We start from the raw sequence: 18,636 nt of genomic DNA on the forward strand, positions 1-18,636 counted from the left end.
AGCGTTTCAAGGTGGCGAAAGATGACGGCGCGAAGCCGGAAGAGGACAAGCTGTTACCGCGTCTGAGGCGGAAGTACGGCTGGCTCGATCACCTCATCCGGGCCAATGACGCCTTCACCGAGCGCTACGGCAACCACTACGCGGCCGCCATCACCTACTTCAGCGTGCTTTCGGTGATCCCGATCTTGATGGTCGCCTTCGCGATCGTCGGGATCGTGCTCAAGGGCGACACCGCGGTGACGAACCAGCTCGTCGACGGCATCACGAAGTCCGTACCGGACGGGCTACGGGGTCTCGTCGGCGAGATCATCGGCGCGGCGCTGAAATCCGGTGGTGGCATCGGGGTGTTCGGTCTGCTGCTCGCCCTCTACTCGGGCGTCGGCTGGATGTCGAACCTGCGCGACGCGCTGACCGCCCAATGGGGGCAGGAAAAGCAGAAGCTTCCGCTGGTTTCGACCACCATCAAGGATCTGCTGTCCCTCGTCGGGCTCGGCCTCGCGCTGGTGGTCTCGTTCGGCCTCACCGCGGCGGGCAGCGGCGTCGGGCGGTTCCTGCTCGAACTGGTCGGCCTCGAGAACCAGGGCTGGGCCGTGTTCCTGCTGAAGGTCGCGACGATCCTGCTCGGCCTCCTCGCGAACACCCTGGTGTTCCTGTGGGTCATCGCGAGGCTGCCTCGTGAGCACGTCGCGCTGCGCAGCGCGGTCAAGGGCGCGATCTTCGCCGCCGTCGGGTTCATCGTGCTCCAGCAGGCCGCGACCGTTTACCTCGGCAGCGTCACGAAATCACCGGCGTTCACGCTGTTCGGCCCGGTGATCGGTCTGCTCGTGTTCGCGAACCTCGTGTCGCGGTTCCTGCTGTTCGTCACCGCCTGGACGGCGACGGCGAAGGAGAACCAGCAGACGGTCGTCGAGCCGCCGGCCCCGGTGCTGATCCACCCGAGGGTGACCGTGCAGCAGGGGCCGGGGCTCGGCGCCGTCGGCGGGGCTTTCGCGACCGGTGCCCTGTTGGGCTGGTTCGGCCGCCGGAAGTCCTGACCTACCGGCCGGGCTCCTGCGTGACCGGAGCCGCCTGTGCCTGCGCGGCCTTCTTGGTGCGGATGGTAGTCCTCGGCTCACATCAGCAGGATGAACCGACGGTCGGTGTAGGTCGGCGCGACCGGGCCGAAACCGAGTAGGACGAACAAGAACGCGTGTCTCCGTATGGAGAAGGCACCTCGGAAATGAGTACTTGAAATCGCCGTCGCTGTCCGCCGATTTCGTTTTCCGCGGTCTACTCGCCCGCCATGGCCTTTTTCCGCTGGTGACCGACGACGAACGACGCCACGATGATCAGGAACACGACCAGCGTGATGATCCAGCCCGTCACGCCGAACGGGTCTTCGGCCGCGGCCGCGGCGCCGCTGTTCGACGCTCCGTCCCCGTTCGGTGTGGCGTTGGCCGGGTCCGCGTTCGCGGTCTCCGGTGACCGGTATTCGATACGCCCCACCGATTCGGCCTTGGCCTCGCGCAGCGCGATGCCGTAGTCGAGGAGTTTCGCCGCCTGCTCGACGACCCGCGTCGGGCGCTGCTCGGCGCGCAGCATCACGACCCCGATCCGGTGCCCGTTCTGGACCGCGCTGCCCGCGTAGGTGTGGCGCGCGTCGTCGGTGAAACCGGTCTTCCCGCCGGTGAACCCGGGGTAGCTGCCGAGGAGTTTGTTGTCGTTGTAGATCGTGATGAGCGGCTTTCCCGCGGTGGGCGGGATTTCGAAGCTCTTGGTCTTGACCACCTTGGCGAATTCGGGCTTCTTCATCGCGTAGTGGAAGATCAGGCTCATGTCGTAGGCCGAGGTCGACATACCGGGGCCGTCGAGCCCGGACGGCGTCGCGGCCCGGGTGTCCGTGGCGCCGATGCGGGTGGCCAGCGCGTTCATCTTCGCGACGGTCGCGTCCACCCCGCCGAGCACAGTGGAGAGCGCGTGCGCCGCGTCGTTGCCCGAATGCATCAGCAGCCCGTGCAACAGCTGGTCCACTGTGTACTGACCGCCCGCGGCGATGCCCATGCAGGTGCACTCCTGCTCGGCGTCCTCCTTGGTCGGCACGATGCTCTTGTTCGGCGGGAGCTCGGTGACCACGACCAGCCCGAGCAGCACCTTGATCAGCGACGCCGGCCGTTGGCGCGCGTGCGGGTCCTTCGCCGCGATGATGTCGCCGTTGTCGAGATCCTGCAGCACCCACGACGCGGAGGTGTTCCCCTCGGGCGGGTTCAGCGCGCGCTTCGGGAGCACGAGCCCGCATTCGGCCATCCGGTCGCCGCCCACCGGGACCGGTGGGACCGGCAACGGCGCCGGCGCGGCCTCACCGGGACGCGGCTTCTCGGAGGTGTCGATGGGCGGGGGAGGCGTCGTCTTGTTCGCGCACGGCTGCGCCTGGGCTGGTGGCTTCGGGGCGGCTGTGGCCACCGGCGTCACCGCGAGGGCGAGCACACCGGAAACGAGGACCAGGAGCGACCGGGAGATAGCGCTGTGCACCCGAGCAATGTAGCGTCGCCGGGCCCGCTGCATACTCAGGGGCATGCGCATTTCGCGAGGTACTTCGATGTTCCTGCTGGGTTTCGGCGTCTGGTCGTGGATCATCTGGATCACGTTCGCCAAGAACCTCTGGGACAGTGACCGCGCCTGGGCCGCGGACGGCTCGCCCACCGCCTACTTCATCGTGCACGCGGTGCTGACGGTGGTCTCGTTCGTGCTCGGCACCATCATCGGCGTCATCGGTCTGCGCACGCTTCGTGGCGCCAAGTCACGGGACGCGGAAAAGGCTGACGCCTGATCCGGTTTGTCGTCCTTTTGACGGTGGTGGCCCGCCTTCGGCTCGCTTAGGTTCACTCCACCGAATCATGGAGGTGGAATGTCCCGGATCAGACGCCTGCTCGTCCCCGCGCTCGTCGCGGCGGCGGCGGGAAGCGTGTTCGCGGCCCCGTCGGCGAGCGCCGCGCCCGCGCCGCAGTGCGACACCGCGAGCGCGCCGTTCAACTACGTGGTGCTCTACAACCCGCGTACCCCGGAGCGCAAGGTCGACAGCGAGCTGCGCGCCAAGTGCGGCGAGAAGGTCGCGTACTACCCGGAGATCGGGGTCGCGGTGGCGACCTCGCGCAACGCCGACTTCCAGGCGAAGATCGGCGTCTTCCGCGCCTACTCGGGCGGCCGTGACGTCGCGTTCCCGCCGGCGGCCACCGCCCGCGCGACCCGCTCCGCCGTGGTCGACACCAAGGAGAACGAAGAGACCACCAGCGTCGCGGTCGAAGAGGACCTGTCGGCCCAGCAGTGGGACATGCGGGCGATCCAGGCTCCCGAGGCGAACAAGATCTCCGGTGGCAGCAGCTCGGTGACCGTCGGCGTGCTGGACTCGGGCATCGAGCCCACCCACCCCGCGCTGAAGGCGGCCCTCGACCCGAACGTGTCGGCAGGCTGCAACAGCGGCGCGCCCGACACCACGCCCGCCGCCTGGGCGCCCACGAACTCCGACCACGGCACGCACGTCGCCGGCACGATCGCGGGCAAGGACGCGTCGCGCGGCTTCACGGGTGTCGCGCCCGGCGTCAAGCTCGCGTCGGTGAAGGTCGTGAACGACGACGGCCTGATCCTCCCCGAGGCCGCGGTGTGCGGGTTCATGTGGGCGGCGAAGCACCGCTTCCCGGTCACGAACAACAGCTACTACATCGACCCGGGCATGTTCTACTGCGCGAAGGAGCCGGGCGACGCGGCCGCGTTCGAGGCCGTCCGCCGCGCGGTGACCTACTCGACGGGCCGTGGCGTGCTGAACGTCGCCGCCGCCGGCAACAGCGGCTTCGACCCGGACGAGCAGACCACCGACCCGAACCGCCCGCACCCGGTCGACGAGAGCTGCGGCATTCTGCCCAAGGCCATCGACGGCGTCGTCAACGTCTCGGCCATCGGCTACGCGGGCACGAAGTCGTCGTACAGCAACTACGGCGACGACGTTTCGGTCACCGCGCCCGGTGGCGACCGCGCCCAGCTGCCGCCCGCCGGCCAGGGTGTCGGTTGCCCGCTGTCGACGATCTTCAACGGCGGCTACGGCGCCAAGTGCGGTACCTCGATGGCGTCCCCGCACGCCGCCGGTGTCGCCGCGCTGCTGGCTTCCCGCTACCGCCACGCTCCGCCGCGGCTGCTGACCTGGCTGCTGGAGCACCAGGCGGACGAGGTTCCCTGCGGAACCGCGGCGCCGGTCTGTGAAGGCCCGGCGAAGGACAACTCGTACTACGGGCACGGCCGCGTCAACGCCCTGGACGCGGTGAAGTAAAAGGATTTCCGCTTTTCGGAGGCCGGCCCGGGTGATTCGGGCCGGCCTCCGGTCATGCGGGCCGTCGTACGTCGGCGACGAACCCGAAGCGGTCGCCGCGCCGCGGTGATGTTCCCGAAAGCCGGAGTATCGCGTCCTGGCCATCGCGCGAACGTTCCACTTGCGTCGTAGGCAGGGGTTTCACCTTCAATGCGGTGTCGTCTTCGAGATTCCGGAATTTCACCTGGAAAGCGAACTCGGCGACCGTGGTGGTGAAGGAGGTGTCGAACGCCTCGGGGCGGATTCCCTTCATGAGTTCAGCCGAGTGTTTCGGCCAATGCCATTCAGCGGTGACCACGTCTCCTTCTTCCACCGTACGGCCGAGGTGAACGTAGATCGTCAGGCTCGAATGGCCCCGTTCCGTCTCTGACCACCTTGAAGTCGTGGGAACCCGTACTCCGGATCCTGGTGCCGAAGCCGTGGCGCGGACGAAGTCGTACGTGACTTTCCGCTTGTCGCGATTCGTGAGCTTGTTTTGGCTGTAACAAGTCGTCGTGAAGGTGAGGTATCGAAGGTGGCGGTCCTTGGCCTCAGCCATCGTCACCTCGCGACGTATCCAGGCGTCGCCGTTTTCCTCGATCGACGTTTCCTGCTTCCAGCGACGAATGCCGACTGGGTCTGTCTTGGGTAAGTCCGGTAAGTAGGAGTGAAGGAGCTGCTCGGTCTGAGTCAAGCGATCTCGCAGCCTTCGGGTCGCGGAGAACGAAATGAGTGCGGCGGTCAAGAACAGAAGAGCGGCCGCTGTCGCGAAGATCGTGCGCAACCAGGCGAGCCCGAGGACTTGGCCGAGCAACCCGATGGTGCCCAACATGGCGACGGCTCCGGCGACCACCCGGAGGTAGCCGTGGCGGTATACGAGGTCTTCGAGGTCCGACAGCAGCGGCAGGAGCCGGCGGGACAGGGTCTTGCGCAGTTCGGTCGTCGTTTCCATGGGATCCCCTCGGATCGACCAGCCGATGACCCATCAGGCTAGCTCGATCACGCGTTCGCCGGGTCTCGGCACTTTCGCCGGATTCGCGATCGGTGCGTTCTCGCTACGTTGTGAACACCTTCGACAGTGGGGAGTTCACGATGTCGGTGTTCGGTCGGTTGGTTCCCGTGGTGGTCGGGCTGGCGATGCTCCCGCTGGTCAGCACGCCCGCGGTGGCGGCTCCGGTGGCGCCTTGCAGCGAGGAACCGCGGGAGCTGCCCATCAACGAGTTCACCGACTACCGCGAGATGGTGCGGGAACTCGGCAGGCTCGAGCGCGTGAGCAAGGGGCGCGTGGCGGTCAAGGAGGTCGGGCGGTCCAACCGCGGCCGGGTGATCCATCAAGCGACCGTCGGGACCGGCCCGAAGGTCTTCGTGGTCTCCAGTGAGATCCACGGGAACGAGAAGACCGGCACCGGCGCCCTGCTCCGGATCCTGGACTACCTGGGCACCTCCGAGTCGCGGGACGCCGAGCGGCTGCGGAAGACCATCACCTTCGTCGCGGTGCCGAAACTGAACCCGGACGGCGCCGAACTCGACCGGCGGGGCAACGACCTCTCGTGGGCCGAGGTGCAGCGGAAGTTCCCCCAGCTGAAGGACCGCCCGCCCGCCTGGAACTATCTCAGCGACGTCCTCCAGGGCGACGACTACCGGAAGCGGCCCGGGTTCGACGTCAACCGCGACTTCAATCCGGACCTGAACTACGTCCCGCGCGCGGAGGACTTCCCGGGCGCACCGGATCAGCCGGGCTGGTTCATCACGCCCGAGGCGCGGGCTTTGCGGTCTGTGTACATGGAGCTGACAGCCCGGCGCGGGAAGGTGCCCGACGTCTACGTCGATCTGCACCATCAAGGCGCGTGCGTCCGCCAGGAAGGCAGCAACCGGCTCCTCGACGTCGGCATCGACTACCCGCCGCTGCCGGACAAGTTCTTCGAGCCCGGCCAGAAATACGCGAAGTACCGCGACGTGTACACAAAGGACGAATCGCGGCAGCTGGCGATCAGTGGCTTCAACGGGATGACGTCGCGTGGGTTCGTCGGGGCGCGGTATCCGCATGGCGCGGATCGTGATCTGCCGGGGCAGGCGCGGTGTTCGTTCGCGTTGAACGGGACGGGGACGGTGCTGTTCGAAGTGCGCGGGCAGACGCAGACGCTCGGGCAGCAGCACCGGGAGCACTTCACGCGCGCGGTGATGGCGGGGCTGTACAACATGCTGCGGGATGTGAGCACGGGCGCTGTGGACCGCATCGATCCGGAGGCCTTCGACCTGCTTCCCGGCACTGCCGACTCGGCCGCCGCTGCCCGCATCCTGGAGTAGCTCCTCAGTCCGAGGAAGTACATGATGGCCCCCTTCCTGTACCTAGGCGCAAGGAAGGGGGCCTTCATGTACTTCAGGCGGCTGTTGAGAGGTGGATATCGGGTCGGGGCCTGGCCGAGGCTACGTCGTGCGCGGCCGTGAGGTCGGCGAGGACGCCATCGGGGTCGTCTCGCAGGCGGAAGGGCAGAGTTTGCACCACGACCAGGCCCGCCGCCGCATACCGTGTGTTGCGCTCGACGGTTCGCGCATAGTCCGACTTGCGGAAATGAAACTCGAAGGAGTCGATTTCCCAAACGAGACCGACGTCGTCCCACAACGCATCGGGGCGTCCGATGTAGCGTCCTCGCCGGTCGTGGATCGCCGCGTTCCAGTGGCTCGGCGGGACCGGCATGCGCTGGCTGAGAATCCTGGCCCGCGATTCCGCCATGGACCGAAGGTCTACCCAGTTCGTCAGCAGACGTCTAGGTACAGCGCTACCACGAAGAGAGCCGCGATCGAGTTCGCGAAGCAGAGCCTTCGGATGGCATCCGCCTTTCTGGACCGCTTCGATCAAGATCGCCTCGACCTGCTCCGCGTCCCCGAACCGCCGCGCCGTATCCGTCGTCGCCCGGATCAGCGGCGCCAAGGGAAAACCGTGTCGGATGATCGGCGTCGGCAAGTGGATCGTCCGTTCCATCGTCACGAAGCCGGTGCTACGGATCTTCCGGTCGTGCGGGATCAGCAGATGCAGCCCCATGTCCGGTGGCATCGCCGTCGGACGCAGTCCGTGCCGCCGACAGGCTTCGATTCCGGTGAGAACCGCGTCCGCCCCGCCGTGCAGTAGCCCTGCGGTAACGAGCTGCTCGCTCGTGGGCTCGTTGTTGTGCAACAGGATTATGCCCGGCAGCAGGCGTTGCCATGGACCGCCGGGCAGGCATCGGGTGTAGATCGTCCGGCTGCTCATTTCGAGGCATTCCAGGTCGGAAGCCCGGATCACGCCGTCGCGACTTCGTTCTTGCAGCAGTTCGGGATGCTGGGCCCATCTCCCCCGTTTGGTCATGTGATCAGCGTGACGGCAGGAACGCCGGCGTCGCCAGAGCCGATTCGCCGGCCTGTGGATAAGTGTTCCGTTGTGGATAACTCAGCTCCAAGTACATGAAGGCCCCCTTCCTTGCGTCTGGCGCAAGGAAGGGGGCCTTCATGTACTTGGTCCAGAAGCGTCAGACGCGCTTGAAGAGCAAAGCGCGCTTCACTTCCTGAATCGCCTTCGTCACCTGGATACCGCGCGGGCAGGCGTCGGTGCAGTTGAACGTCGTCCGGCAGCGCCAGACACCCTCGGAGTCGTTCAGGATGTCGAGACGCTCTTCGGCGCCTTCGTCACGCGAGTCGAAGATGAACCGGTGCGCGTTGACGATCGCGGCCGGGCCGAAGTACGAGCCGTCGTTCCAGTACACCGGGCACGAGGACGTGCAGCAGGCGCACAGGATGCACTTGGTCGTGTCGTCGAACCGGTCGCGGTCGGCCTGCGACTGGATCCGCTCGCGCGTGGGCTCGTTCCCGTAGGCGATCAGGTACGGCTTCACGGCCTTGTACGCCTCGAAGAACGGGTCCATGTCGACGTAAAGGTCCTTGAGCGTCGTCAGGCCCTTGATCGGCGCGATGGTGATCGTCGTCTTCTTGCCGTCCTGCGACAGCAGGTCCTTCATCAGGACCTTGCACGCCAGCCGGTTGATGCCGTTGATCTGCATCGCGTCGGAACCACAGACGCCGTGCGCGCACGAGCGCCGGAACGAGAACGTCCCGTCGATGTAGTCCTTCACGTAGAAGAGCAGGTTCAGCAGCCGGTCGGTGCGCTGCGCCGGGACGTCGTAGGACTCCCAGTGCGGCTCGTTGTCGATCTCGGGGTTGAACCGGAGGATCTTCAGCGTGACGGTGATCGGCGTGTGGTCGGAGGACACGGCCTCCGACTTCTCGGGGGTTGCCGTGGTCATCAGTACTTCCGCTCCATCGGTTCGTAGCGGGTGAAGGTCACCGGCTTGTAGTCCAGGCGGACGTCGGCGGTGAGACCTTCGCCCTCCTTGTAGGCCATGGTGTGCCGCATGAAGTTCGTGTCGTCGCGGTTCGGGTAGTCCTCGCGCGCGTGCCCGCCGCGGGATTCCTTGCGCGCCAGGGCGCCGACGACGAGGACCTCGGCGAGTTCGAGCAGGAAGCCCAGCTCGACGGCCTCGAGGACGTCGGTGTTGTACCGCTTCCCCTTGTCCGACACGGTGATCCGGCTGTACCGCTCCTTCAGCGCCTGCACGTCGGTCAGCGCCTGCTTCAGCGTGTCCTCGGTGCGGTACACCGAAGCGTGCGAGTCCATCGTCCGCTGCAGCTCGGTGCGGATGTCGGCGACGCGCTCGTCACCGTGCTCCGAAAGCAGCAGCGCGAGCTGGTCTTCCACCACCTTGGTCGGGTTCTCCGGCAGCTCGATGTGCTCGTGCGCCAGCGCGTACTCGGCGGCCGCGATGCCGGCGCGACGGCCGAACACGTTGATGTCGAGCAGCGAGTTCGTGCCGAGCCGGTTCGAGCCGTGCACGGACACGCACGCGACCTCGCCCGCGGCGTACAGGCCGGGGATGACGTTTTCGTTGTCCCGCAACGCCTCGCCGTGGATGTTGGTCGGGATGCCGCCCATCACGTAGTGGCAGGTCGGGAACACCGGCACCGGCTCGGTGACCGGGTCGACGCCCAGGTACGTCCGCGAGAACTCCATGATGTCCGGGAGTTTCGCGTTCAGCGTCTCTTCCGGGATGTGCGTGACGTCGAGGACGACGTAGTCCTTGTTCGGCCCGCAACCGCGGCCCTGCAGCACTTCCTGCACCATCGACCGGGCGACGATGTCCCGCGGCGCGAGGTCCTTGATGGTGGGGGCGTAGCGCTCCATGAACCGCTCGCCGTCGGCGTTGCGGAGGATGCCGCCCTCGCCGCGCACGGCCTCGGAGATGAGGATGCCGAGCCCGGCCAGACCTGTCGGGTGGAACTGGAAGAACTCCATGTCCTCCAGCGGCAGGCCCTTGCGGAAGATGATGCCGAGGCCGTCACCGGTGAGGGTGTGCGCGTTCGACGTCGTCTTGAAGATCTTGCCCGCGCCGCCGGTGGCGAACACGATCGACTTCGCCTGGAAGACGTGCAGCTCGCCGGTCGCCAGCTCGTAGGCGACGACGCCGGAAGCGGCCGGGTTGCCGTTCTCGTCCGGGGTCAGCACCAGGTCGAGCACGTAGAACTCGTTGAAGAACTCGGTGCCGTGCTTGACGCAGTTTTGATACAGCGTCTGCAGGATCATGTGCCCGGTGCGGTCCGCGGCGTAGCAGGCGCGGCGCACCGCGGCCTTGCCGTGGTCACGGGTGTGCCCGCCGAAGCGGCGCTGGTCGATCTTGCCTTCGGGCGTCCGGTTGAACGGCAGGCCCATCTTCTCGAGGTCGAGGACCGCGTCGATGGCTTCCTTCGCCATGATCTCGGCGGCGTCCTGGTCGACCAGGTAGTCGCCGCCCTTGATCGTGTCGAAGGTGTGCCACTCCCAGTTGTCCTCTTCGACGTTCGCGAGCGCGGCGCACATGCCGCCCTGCGCGGCGCCGGTGTGCGAACGCGTCGGGTAGAGCTTGGTGAGGACCGCGGTGCGGGCACGCTGGCCGGATTCGATGGCCGCGCGCATGCCGGCGCCACCGGCGCCGACGATCACCACGTCGTACTTGTGGAACTGCATGAGGACTCCGCTTTGAACGTGTGGTGGGGCGTCAGTTGGCCGAGATGCCGGGATCGAAGGTGAAGATCACCATCGTGCCGACGGCGAGGATCAGCACCATCGAGACGTAGAGCACGATCTTCAGCCAGAACCGGGTGCTGTCCTTGCGGGCGTAGTCGTCGATGATCGTCCGCAGGCCGTTGCCGCCGTGGATCTCGGCGAGCCACAGCATCGACAGGTCCCAGAACTGCCAGAACGGCGAGGCCCAGCGGCCGGCGACGAAGCCCCAGTTGATGCGGTGCACGCCGCCGTCGAGGATGTTCATGATGAACAGGTGGCCGAGCACCAGCACGATCAGGGCGAGGCCCGAGATGCGCATGAACAGCCAGCTGTAGAGCTCGAAGTTGCTGCGGCGGGCGGCGGGGCGCTTCGGCGAGCGCGGCTTGTCGAGGGTGAGGACTTCGGATGCCATGGTCAGTTACCCCCGAAGAGCGTCTCGACGGTGCGCTTCATCATGAAGAACGCGCCCGGAATCATCACCACGACCCAGATGGCCAGGATGGTCCAGAGCATCGGCTTCTGGAACTTCGGTCCCTTCTCCCAGAAGTCGACCAGCATGACCCGGATGCCGTTGAGCGCGTGGAACAGCACCGCGCCGACCAGGCCGACCTCGAGGAGGTTGACCAGCGGGGTCTTGTAGGTCTCGATGACCTCGTTGTACGTGTCGGGCGACACGCGCACGAGCGCGGTGTCGAGCACGTGCACGAAGAGGAAGAAGAATGTCAGCACGCCGGTGATGCGGTGCAGCACCCAGGACCACATACCGGGGTCTCCCCGGTAGAACGTCCCTTGCCGGCGTGAGGCACCCGCCCGATCGCTCGCGGCCGCCTCAGTGGCGGTGCTAGCCGTGGTGGACATCGGTGAACGGCCTCCAACGTCATGGCTTGGGCCCGCTGACCGCTGGTTTCCGCGCCTGCCGCCGGGACGTCCACCTGGGGACGGCTCCGGCGACGGTGCCGAGATCATGGTCATCGAGCGTGGATGAAAAGGATGCTAGACCCGCACCTCACGGTGGGCTCACCTCCGGGTTCCTCTGTGTGATGGACCAGACATCGGGACCCTCGCACGATCGAGTGACGAGGGCCGGTAACTCACCGGTTCGTCCACTGTGGACGCGCGGGCGGTCCCGCCGGAGGGGTCTGAACGGTGCGTGACGATCTTGGGCGCGTCACGCGGCTCGGGGGCCGAGCACTGCCTGCGATTACTCCATTCCGATCACCGTGAGTACTCCGTTCGTCGCGCTCGCGACTCATGAGTAAACGTTTGTGTTACGTAGCGTGCCTTTCCTATGGCAGCAAAGCGGCCGTTAGGTACCGTTCCTCGGTCGAACCCGGCAGTGTCGCCGGGTCGCTTTCTTCGGACCATCCGCTGGATCAGCGGGGAGGGAGACACACGTTGCGTCGCATGCGTGGAACCGCGCTGGCCGCCGCCGCCATGGCCGGTGCACTGGTACTGGCCGGGTGCGCGAAGGATTCGGGTGCGGGGAACAACAACAACGCGAGCACGGGGGACCAGTCCGCCAGCTGCGTGACGGCGCCGAAGCCGCCCGCCGCGCCGGCCGCGTCGAGCAGCTCCGCGCAGTCGGGTGAGAAGGTCGACGGCAGCAAGCTCAAGGTCGCGCTGGCCTTCGACGTCGGCGGCCGTGGCGACGCGTCGTTCAACGACTCCGCCGCCGCCGGTACCGACAAGGCGAAGAGCGAGCTCGGTGTCACCTCGGTGACCGAAAGCACCGCCGCCGCGACCGAGGACGAGGCCGCGAAGTCGCAGCGTCTCGACCAGCTCGCTTCGCAGGGCTTCAGCCCGGTCATCGCGGTCGGCTTCGCCTACGCCAAGGCCGTCGGCGCCATCGCGCCGAAGTACCCGAACACCCAGTTCGCGATCGTCGACGACGACTCCGTCAAGGCGCCGAACGTCACCCCGCTGGTGTTCGCCGAGGAGCAGGGCTCGTTCCTGGCCGGTGTCGCCGCCGCCTACAAGTCGAAGAAGTGCCACGTGGGCTTCGTCGGTGGCGTGAACACGCCGCTGATCCAGAAGTTCGAGGCCGGCTTCCTGCAGGGTGTGAAGGCCGCGTCGAGCAAGGCCAAGATCGAGGACGAGTACCTCACCCCGGCCGGTGACTTCTCCGGGTTCCAGGACCCGGCGAAGGGCAACGTGAAGGCCGCCGCCCAGATCGCCAAGGGCGCGGACGTCGTCTACCACGCCGCCGGTGCCTCCGGTAAGGGCGTTTTCGAGGCGGCCAAGTCCAACAACGCCATGGCCATCGGCGTCGACTCCGACCAGTACAACCAGAAGACGGTCGAGGCGTCGAAGGACGTCATCATCACCTCGATGCTCAAGCGCGTCGACGTGGCGGTGTTCGACTACCTGCGCGCGCTGGCGAAGGGCGACCTGACGTCGCTGCCGAAGCGGTTCGACCTCAAGGTCGACGGCATCGGCTACGCCACCTCCGGCGGCAAGGTCGACGACATCAAGGACGTCCTCGACGGCTACAAGGCGCAGATCGTCTCCGGGGCGATCACCGTCTCGGACAAGCCGCAGAAGTAAGGTTCGTCTGGCAGCGGGGCTCGGGAGGGTAACCCCTTCCGAGCCCCCACCTGTTTACCCCCAGAACTGGATGGCTTTTTCATGAGCGCTCCCCAGGCCGAGGTCACCGACGCCCCCGACCGGGGTGAACCGGCCGTGCAGCTGACCGGGATCACGAAGCGATTCCCCGGTGTCGTGGCCAACTCCGACGTCAACCTCACCGTCACCAAGGGCGAGGTGCACGCCGTCTGCGGCGAGAACGGCGCGGGCAAATCGACCCTGATGAAGATCCTCTACGGCATGCAGCAGCCGGACGAGGGCGACATCGCGATCAACGGTCAGCCGGTGAAACTGCGCAACCCGCAGGACGCCATCAAGACCGGGATCGGGATGGTCCACCAGCACTTCATGCTGGCCGACAACCTGACCGTCGGGGAGAACGTCTTCCTCGGCGCGGAGAACCTGCACGGCATCGGCCGCGCGGCGAGGGCGAAGCTGGCGGAACTCGCCGGCCGCGTCGGCCTGCGCGCCCGCCCGGACGCGCTGCTGGAAGAGCTCGGCGTCGCCGACCGCCAGCGCGTGGAGATCGTCAAGGTGCTCTACCGCGGCGCGCGGATCATCATCCTCGACGAGCCCACCGCGGTGCTCGTGCCGCAGGAGGTCGACGCGCTGTTCGAGACCGTCCGCGCCATGCAGAAGGACGGCTTCACCTTCATCTTCATCTCGCACAAGCTCGACGAGGTGCGCGCGATCGCCGACACGGTCACCGTGATCCGCCGCGGCACCACCGTCGGCACGGCGGATCCGAAGACGATCACCTCACGGCAGCTGGCCGAGATGATGGTCGGCACGGAGCTGCCCAGCCCGGAGACCCGCGAGTCCACCGTCACCGACCGGGACGTCCTCCGCCTGGACGACGTGTGCCTGAGCGTCGAGGGTTCCGAGCGGAACGTGCTCGACCACATCTCCTTCACCGTGCACGCGGGTGAGGTGCTCGGGATCGCCGGCGTCGAGGGCAACGGCCAGACCGAACTCGTCGAGACGATCATGGGCATGCGCAAGGGCGGCGGCCGGATCGAACTGACCGAGGCCGACGGCAAGGTCGTCGAACTGCACAAACTGGGGACGCTCGCCCGCCGCGAGGCCGGGATCGGCTACATCGCCGAAGACCGCACGCGGCACAGCCTCCTGCTCACGCAACCCTTGTGGGTCAACCGGATCCTCGGTTACCAGACGCGCAAGCCGGTCGCGAAAGGACAGTTGCTCGACATCGACGGCGCGCGGGAGGACACCCGCCGCATCGTCGAGGAGTACGACGTCCGCACGCCGGGTATCGACGTCCCCGCCGCCGCGCTTTCGGGTGGTAACCAGCAGAAGCTGATCGTCGGGCGCGAACTTTCCGGCAACCCCGTCCTGCTGATCGCGTCGCATCCGACGCGCGGTGTCGACGTCGGCGCGCAGGCGCTGATCTGGGAACAGATCCGCCAGGCGCGTGCCGCCGGGCTGGCCGTCCTGCTGGTTTCGGCCGACCTCGACGAGCTGATCGGGCTTTCCGACACCATCCAGGTCATGCTTCGCGGACGGCTGGTCGGCGAGGCCGACCCCGCGACCGTGACCCCGCAGCAACTGGGCTCCGCGATGACGGGTGCTTCCGAAGACTCCGAAGAGGACGGTGCGGCGTGAGTTCCTGGCGTACGAGGCTGCTGCCGCCTCTGCTCGCGATCGTTTTCGCGGTCATCCTGACGGCCATCGCCCTGATCATCTCGGGGGCGGATCCGCTCCAGGCCTACGGCACGATGATCGGCCAGCTCTTCAAGGGCTCGACGGCCGTCGACACGGTGAACCTCGCGACGGTCTATTACCTGTCCGGGCTCGCGGTGGCCATCGGCTTCCAGATGAACCTGTTCAACATCGGTGTCGAGGGCCAGTACCGGTTCGCCGCCATCGTCACCGCCATCATCGGCGGGGCGCTGCAGCTGCCGCCGGTGATCCACGTGATCGCGATCCTCATCGTCGCGGTGGCCAGCGGCATGCTCTACGCGGCGATTCCCGCCGTGCTGAAGGTGACCCGCGGGGTTTCCGAGGTCATCTCGACGATCATGCTGAACGCGATCGTCGGCGGCATCGTGGCGTTCCTGGTCAACGCGGACCAGTTCGGCGTGCAGACCGGCAACAACATCGCCACCCGCGAGATCGCCGAGACCGGCCGGATCCCCGGTATCCCGATCGGGTCCGGCGAGCTGTTCGGCTTCGTGATCATCGCGGCGCTGATCGGCGCGGCCTACTGGTTCATGCTCAACCGGACCCGGTTCGGCTTCGAACTCAAGGCCTCCGGCGAATCGACGACGGCCGCCGCGGCGGGTGGCGTCAACGCCAAGAAGATGACGCTGATCGCGATGCTGCTTTCCGGTGGTGTCGCCGGTCTGGTCGCGATGCCGGAACTGCTCGGCCGCGACTTCAGCTACGGCATCACCTCGACCCAGATGTACGGCTTCACCGGTATCGCGGTCGCCCTGCTCGGGCGTAACCACCCGGCCGGGATCGCGCTGGGCGCCCTGCTGTGGGCGTTCCTCGACCGGTCCGCCGTTTCGCTGGAGCAGATCAACGTGTCCAAAGAGATCGCCACGATCATGCAGGGCGTGATCGTGCTGTCGGTCGTCATCGCGTACGAGATCGTGCGCCGCGCGGACCTGGCCGCCGAGCAACGCCGCGTGGGTCGCGCGCTGGCGGGCAACGGCCGCAAGGGTTCCAGCGTGTCCGAGGGAGGTGCGGTGTGACCACCGCGGACGTTCTTTCGCCCAACACGGGCGGCACCACCATGCCGGTGAAGCCGCCGAAGCGGCGTATCCCGGGCTGGCTCAAGGGCGCCATCTGGGGTCTGCTGGCGGTCGGTGTGCTCGCGATCGCGTCGTACGCCACCGGCGTCAACACGCTGACCTCGACCAACACCGCGCACACCGCGTTGCGGCTGGCGCTGCCGATCCTGCTGTGCGCGCTCGGCGGTCTCTGGGCCGAACGCGCGGGCGTGATCAACATCGGTCTCGAAGGCATGATGATCCTCGGCACCTGGGGTGCCGCGTGGGGCGCGTACCACGGCGGGGTCTGGGCGGGGCTGATCTCGGCGGTCGTGTTCGGCGCGCTCGGCGGGCTGCTGCACGCCGTCGCGACGGTGACCTTCAACGTCAACCACATCGTCTCCGGTGTGGCGATCAACCTGCTCGGTCTCGGTGTCGCGAAGTACCTGGCGAACCTGGTGTTCACCCCGCTTTCGGGTAACCCGCGCCAGTCGCCGCCGGTGCCGAAGTTCGACACGTACTCGGCGACGTTCCTCTCGGACTGGTTGTCGGATCTGGAAAAGATGCAGCGAGTCTTCATCTCCGACCTCGCCGGCATCCTCAACGGCTTGATCACCGAGGTCGCGCCGCTGACGATGATCGCGATCGCGCTGGTGCCGATCAGCTACTTCGTGCTGTGGCGCACGCGGTTCGGCCTGCGACTGCGGTCCTGTGGTGAGAACCCGGTGGCGGCGGAATCCCTCGGCGTCAACGTCTACCTGCACAAGTACGTCGCCATGATCATCTCCGGCGGGCTCGCCGGAATGGGTGGCGCGTCGCTGGTGCTGCTCGCGGGTGGCGCGGACTACCTGGAGAACCAGACCAACAACCGTGGCTACATCGGCCTCGCGGCGATGATCTTCGGCAACTGGCGGCCGGGCGGCCTGCTCGGCGGTGCGGCGCTGTTCGGCTACGCGGACGGTCTCCAGCTCGCCGGTGGCGGCACCGCGGTGCTCGCGCTGCTGTACGGCGCGGTGATCCTGCTGGCCGTGATCGTGGCGGTGCAGTTGTTCCGGCGTCAGTGGATCGCCGCCGCGCTCGGCGTCTTCGGCGCGGCTCTGCTGTACGCGATCTACTGGACCAACGACGACCTGCCCAGCGACCTCATCCCGTACACGGCGCACTTCGTGACGCTGATCGTGCTGGCGGTGGCTTCGCAGCGGCTGCGGCCGCCGAAGGCCGACGGCGCGCTGTACCGACGAGGTGAGGACTGACATGGCGGAGTACGACTGGGAAGCCTTGCGGGCTCAGGCCATCGAGGCGGCGAAGTCGGCGTACGCGCCGTACTCCGGCCTGCACGTCGGTGTCGCGGCCGTGGTGGACGACGGCCGGATCGTCGTCGGCTGCAACGTCGAGAACGCTTCGTACGGCTTGGGAATGTGCGCGGAATGCACGATGGCGGGGCAGCTGCGGCTGACCGGCGGCGGCAAACTCGTCGCCGTCGCGTGCCGTAGCGGTGAAGGCGCGCTGCTGATGCCGTGCGGGCGCTGCCGTCAGATCCTGTTCGAGCACGGTGGTGCCGACTGCCTGGTGGACACCCCGAGCGGCATCCTGCCGATGTCGGCGGTGCTGCCGGACGCGTTCGGACCGGACGACCTGCCGTGAGCGCTTTCGCCGCCGTCGACGTCATCCGCGCGAAGCGGGACGGTGGACGGCTGTCCGACGAGCAGATCGACTGGACGATCGACGCGTACACGCGCGGCGACATCGCCGAGGAACAGATGGCCGCGCTCGCGATGGCCATTTTCCTGCGGGGGATGGACTCCGGCGAGATCGCGCGCTGGACCGGCGCGATGATCTCGTCGGGGGAGCGGCTGGACCTGAAGGTCAGCCGTCCGACGATCGACAAGCACTCGACCGGCGGGGTCGGCGACAAGATCACGCTTCCGCTGGCGCCGCTCGTCGCGGCGTGCGGCGCGGCCGTGCCGCAGCTGTCCGGGCGCGGGCTCGGGCACACCGGCGGGACGCTGGACAAACTGGAGTCGATTCCGGGCTGGCGTGCCTCTTTGTCGACATCGGAGATCATCCGGCAGCTCGACGAGGTCGGCGCGGTGGTCTGCGCGGCCACTGAAGGGTTGGCGCCCGCGGACAAGAAGCTGTACGCGCTGCGGGACGTGACGTCGACGGTGGAGTCGATCCCGCTGATCGCGAGCTCGATCATGAGCAAGAAGATCGCCGAGGGCTCGGCAGGGCTGGTGCTCGACGTGAAGACGGGTTCGGGCGCGTTCATGAAGACGCTTCCGCAGGCCCGCGAGCTCGCGCGGACGCTGGTGGAGATCGGGACCGCGCACGGCGTCGCGACGACGGCGCTGATCACGGACATGAACGTGCCGTTGGGGCACGCCGTCGGCAACGCGATCGAGGTCGCGGAGTCGGTCGAGGTACTGCGCGGCGGCGGTCCTTCCGACGTCGTCGAGCTGACCGTGGCGTTGGCGCGGGAGATGCTGGCGCTCGCCGGGCTGTCCGATGTGGACCCGGCCGAGGTGTTGGCTTCCGGCCGGGCTTACGAGACGTGGTGCCGGATGATCGCCGCTCAGGGCGGGGATCCGGAGGCTGCTTTGCCGCGGCCTCGTTATGTGCACGTGGTTCCGGCGCCCGCCGATGGTGTCCTGACGTCTCTGGACGCGTACTCGGTCGGGGTCGCCGCTTGGCGGCTCGGGGCCGGGCGGGCGCGCAAGGAGGACCCGGTGCAGGCCGCGGCCGGCGTCCTGTGCCTGGCGAAGCCGGGTGACACCGTGTCGGCCGGGCAGCCGCTGCTGGAGTTGCACACCGATACGCCGGAGGCTGTTCCTTCGGCTCTCGCTGCGCTCGAAGACGCCTACGCCGTCTCCTCGGAGGCTCCGGCCTCCGCTCCGCTCGTCCTGGAAACCGTGCGCCCCTGACCTGCGTTTAGC

General features: G+C 67.3%; 17 protein-coding genes. 10 read left to right on the top strand and 7 right to left on the bottom strand.

From position 1 onward, the window contains the following. Nucleotides 1–11 precede the first annotated feature (11 nt). The gene (locus AMK34_RS28475; protein ID WP_038519453.1) at nt 12–1,034 is read left to right on the top strand and encodes a YhjD/YihY/BrkB family envelope integrity protein; all 1,023 of its coding nucleotides are present in this window, start codon (nt 12–14) and stop codon (nt 1,032–1,034) included. A gap of 235 nt (nt 1,035–1,269) precedes the next feature. On the opposite strand, the gene AMK34_RS28480 is transcribed toward AMK34_RS28475, so the two are convergent. Further along, entirely contained in the window at nt 1,270–2,508 is a 1,239-nt protein-coding gene (locus AMK34_RS28480) for a D-alanyl-D-alanine carboxypeptidase family protein (RefSeq protein ID WP_073847415.1), read from the bottom strand. A 43-nt stretch (nt 2,509–2,551) separates the two neighbouring features. Between AMK34_RS28480 and AMK34_RS28485 the strand changes: the two genes are divergently transcribed. Next, nucleotides 2,552–2,806 carry an SCO4848 family membrane protein gene (locus AMK34_RS28485; RefSeq protein ID WP_125732324.1) on the top strand — a complete coding sequence of 85 codons (255 nt, stop codon included), beginning with the start codon at nt 2,552–2,554 and terminating at the stop codon, nt 2,804–2,806. A gap of 78 nt (nt 2,807–2,884) precedes the next feature. Next, the gene (locus AMK34_RS28490) at nt 2,885–4,297 is read left to right on the top strand and encodes a S8 family peptidase (RefSeq protein ID WP_038519448.1); all 1,413 of its coding nucleotides are present in this window, start codon (nt 2,885–2,887) and stop codon (nt 4,295–4,297) included. A 52-nt stretch (nt 4,298–4,349) separates the two neighbouring features. On the opposite strand, the gene AMK34_RS28495 is transcribed toward AMK34_RS28490, so the two are convergent. Further along, the gene (locus AMK34_RS28495) at nt 4,350–5,267 is read right to left on the bottom strand and encodes a hypothetical protein (RefSeq protein WP_073847416.1); all 918 of its coding nucleotides are present in this window, start codon (nt 5,265–5,267) and stop codon (nt 4,350–4,352) included. 140 nt (nt 5,268–5,407) lie between these two features. On the opposite strand from AMK34_RS28495, the gene AMK34_RS28500 reads away from it, so the two are divergent. Further along, nucleotides 5,408–6,622 carry a M14 family zinc carboxypeptidase gene (locus tag AMK34_RS28500; RefSeq protein WP_241832885.1) on the top strand — a complete coding sequence of 405 codons (1,215 nt, stop codon included), beginning with the start codon at nt 5,408–5,410 and terminating at the stop codon, nt 6,620–6,622. 73 nt (nt 6,623–6,695) lie between these two features. Here the strand turns inward: AMK34_RS28500 and AMK34_RS28505 are convergent, their stop codons facing one another. The 5 genes from AMK34_RS28505 to sdhC all read right to left on the bottom strand — a co-directional run bounded on the left by AMK34_RS28505 (nt 6,696) and on the right by sdhC (nt 11,243). Then, a complete protein-coding gene (locus AMK34_RS28505) occupies nt 6,696–7,661 on the bottom strand; it encodes a hypothetical protein (protein WP_083650024.1) in 966 nt (321 codons plus the stop codon). Between the two features lie 160 nt (nt 7,662–7,821). Next, nucleotides 7,822–8,592, bottom strand: a complete 771-nt coding sequence (locus AMK34_RS28510) for a succinate dehydrogenase iron-sulfur subunit (protein ID WP_038519442.1) — start codon at nt 8,590–8,592, stop codon at nt 7,822–7,824. Further along, on the bottom strand, nt 8,592–10,346 hold the full coding sequence (gene sdhA / locus AMK34_RS28515; protein WP_038519440.1) for a succinate dehydrogenase flavoprotein subunit: 1,755 nt from the start codon (nt 10,344–10,346) through the stop codon (nt 8,592–8,594). Before sdhA ends, AMK34_RS28510 begins: the two co-directional genes overlap by 1 nt. 31 nt (nt 10,347–10,377) lie before the next feature. Beyond that, nucleotides 10,378–10,797 (bottom strand): succinate dehydrogenase hydrophobic membrane anchor subunit, encoded by a 420-nt coding sequence (locus AMK34_RS28520; protein ID WP_007032045.1) that lies wholly within the window; start codon nt 10,795–10,797, stop codon nt 10,378–10,380. Nucleotides 10,798–10,799: 2 nt separating this feature from the next. After that, nucleotides 10,800–11,243: a succinate dehydrogenase, cytochrome b556 subunit gene (gene sdhC, locus AMK34_RS28525; RefSeq protein WP_073847418.1), complete on the bottom strand. Its 444-nt coding sequence runs from the start codon at nt 11,241–11,243 to the stop codon at nt 10,800–10,802. A gap of 546 nt (nt 11,244–11,789) precedes the next feature. Between sdhC and AMK34_RS28530 the strand changes: the two genes are divergently transcribed. The 6 genes from AMK34_RS28530 (at nt 11,790) to AMK34_RS28555 (ending at nt 18,624) form a co-directional block, all read left to right on the top strand. Beyond that, nucleotides 11,790–12,929 (top strand): BMP family lipoprotein, encoded by a 1,140-nt coding sequence (locus AMK34_RS28530; protein ID WP_038519437.1) that lies wholly within the window; start codon nt 11,790–11,792, stop codon nt 12,927–12,929. Nucleotides 12,930–13,010: 81 nt separating this feature from the next. After that, on the top strand, nt 13,011–14,591 hold the full coding sequence (locus AMK34_RS28535; protein WP_073847419.1) for an ABC transporter ATP-binding protein: 1,581 nt from the start codon (nt 13,011–13,013) through the stop codon (nt 14,589–14,591). After that, nucleotides 14,588–15,685: an ABC transporter permease gene (locus AMK34_RS28540; protein ID WP_038519432.1), complete on the top strand. Its 1,098-nt coding sequence runs from the start codon at nt 14,588–14,590 to the stop codon at nt 15,683–15,685. The genes AMK34_RS28535 and AMK34_RS28540 overlap by 4 nt, the downstream gene beginning before the upstream one ends. After that, nucleotides 15,682–16,956, top strand: coding sequence for an ABC transporter permease (locus AMK34_RS28545; protein WP_038519431.1), 1,275 nt, complete (start codon nt 15,682–15,684; stop codon nt 16,954–16,956). Before AMK34_RS28540 ends, AMK34_RS28545 begins: the two co-directional genes overlap by 4 nt. A gap of 1 nt (nt 16,957) precedes the next feature. Then, a complete protein-coding gene (locus tag AMK34_RS28550) occupies nt 16,958–17,347 on the top strand; it encodes a cytidine deaminase (protein WP_073847420.1) in 390 nt (129 codons plus the stop codon). After that, nucleotides 17,344–18,624, top strand: a complete 1,281-nt coding sequence (locus AMK34_RS28555; RefSeq protein WP_073847421.1) for a thymidine phosphorylase — start codon at nt 17,344–17,346, stop codon at nt 18,622–18,624. The genes AMK34_RS28550 and AMK34_RS28555 overlap by 4 nt, the downstream gene beginning before the upstream one ends. The last annotated feature ends 12 nt before the right edge of the window (nt 18,625–18,636 follow it).

Origin of the sequence: Amycolatopsis sp. CB00013, assembly GCF_001905755.1 — a bacterium.
Lineage (GTDB): Bacteria > Actinomycetota > Actinomycetes > Mycobacteriales > Pseudonocardiaceae > Amycolatopsis > Amycolatopsis japonica.

Coding starts and splice junctions, on each gene's coding strand:
- AMK34_RS28495 (WP_073847416.1), bottom strand. CDS start 5,267: ATGGAAACGACGACCGAACTGCGCAAGACCCTGTCCCGCCGGCTCCTG.
- sdhA (WP_038519440.1), bottom strand. CDS start 10,346: ATGCAGTTCCACAAGTACGACGTGGTGATCGTCGGCGCCGGTGGCGCC.
- AMK34_RS28490 (WP_038519448.1), top strand. CDS start 2,885: ATGTCCCGGATCAGACGCCTGCTCGTCCCCGCGCTCGTCGCGGCGGCG.
- AMK34_RS28500 (WP_241832885.1), top strand. CDS start 5,408: ATGTCGGTGTTCGGTCGGTTGGTTCCCGTGGTGGTCGGGCTGGCGATG.
- AMK34_RS28505 (WP_083650024.1), bottom strand. CDS start 7,661: ATGACCAAACGGGGGAGATGGGCCCAGCATCCCGAACTGCTGCAAGAA.
- AMK34_RS28510 (WP_038519442.1), bottom strand. CDS start 8,592: ATGACCACGGCAACCCCCGAGAAGTCGGAGGCCGTGTCCTCCGACCAC.
- AMK34_RS28520 (WP_007032045.1), bottom strand. CDS start 10,797: ATGGCATCCGAAGTCCTCACCCTCGACAAGCCGCGCTCGCCGAAGCGC.
- sdhC (WP_073847418.1), bottom strand. CDS start 11,243: ATGTCCACCACGGCTAGCACCGCCACTGAGGCGGCCGCGAGCGATCGG.
- AMK34_RS28485 (WP_125732324.1), top strand. CDS start 2,552: ATGCGCATTTCGCGAGGTACTTCGATGTTCCTGCTGGGTTTCGGCGTC.
- AMK34_RS28530 (WP_038519437.1), top strand. CDS start 11,790: ATGCGTGGAACCGCGCTGGCCGCCGCCGCCATGGCCGGTGCACTGGTA.
- AMK34_RS28550 (WP_073847420.1), top strand. CDS start 16,958: ATGGCGGAGTACGACTGGGAAGCCTTGCGGGCTCAGGCCATCGAGGCG.
- AMK34_RS28535 (WP_073847419.1), top strand. CDS start 13,011: ATGAGCGCTCCCCAGGCCGAGGTCACCGACGCCCCCGACCGGGGTGAA.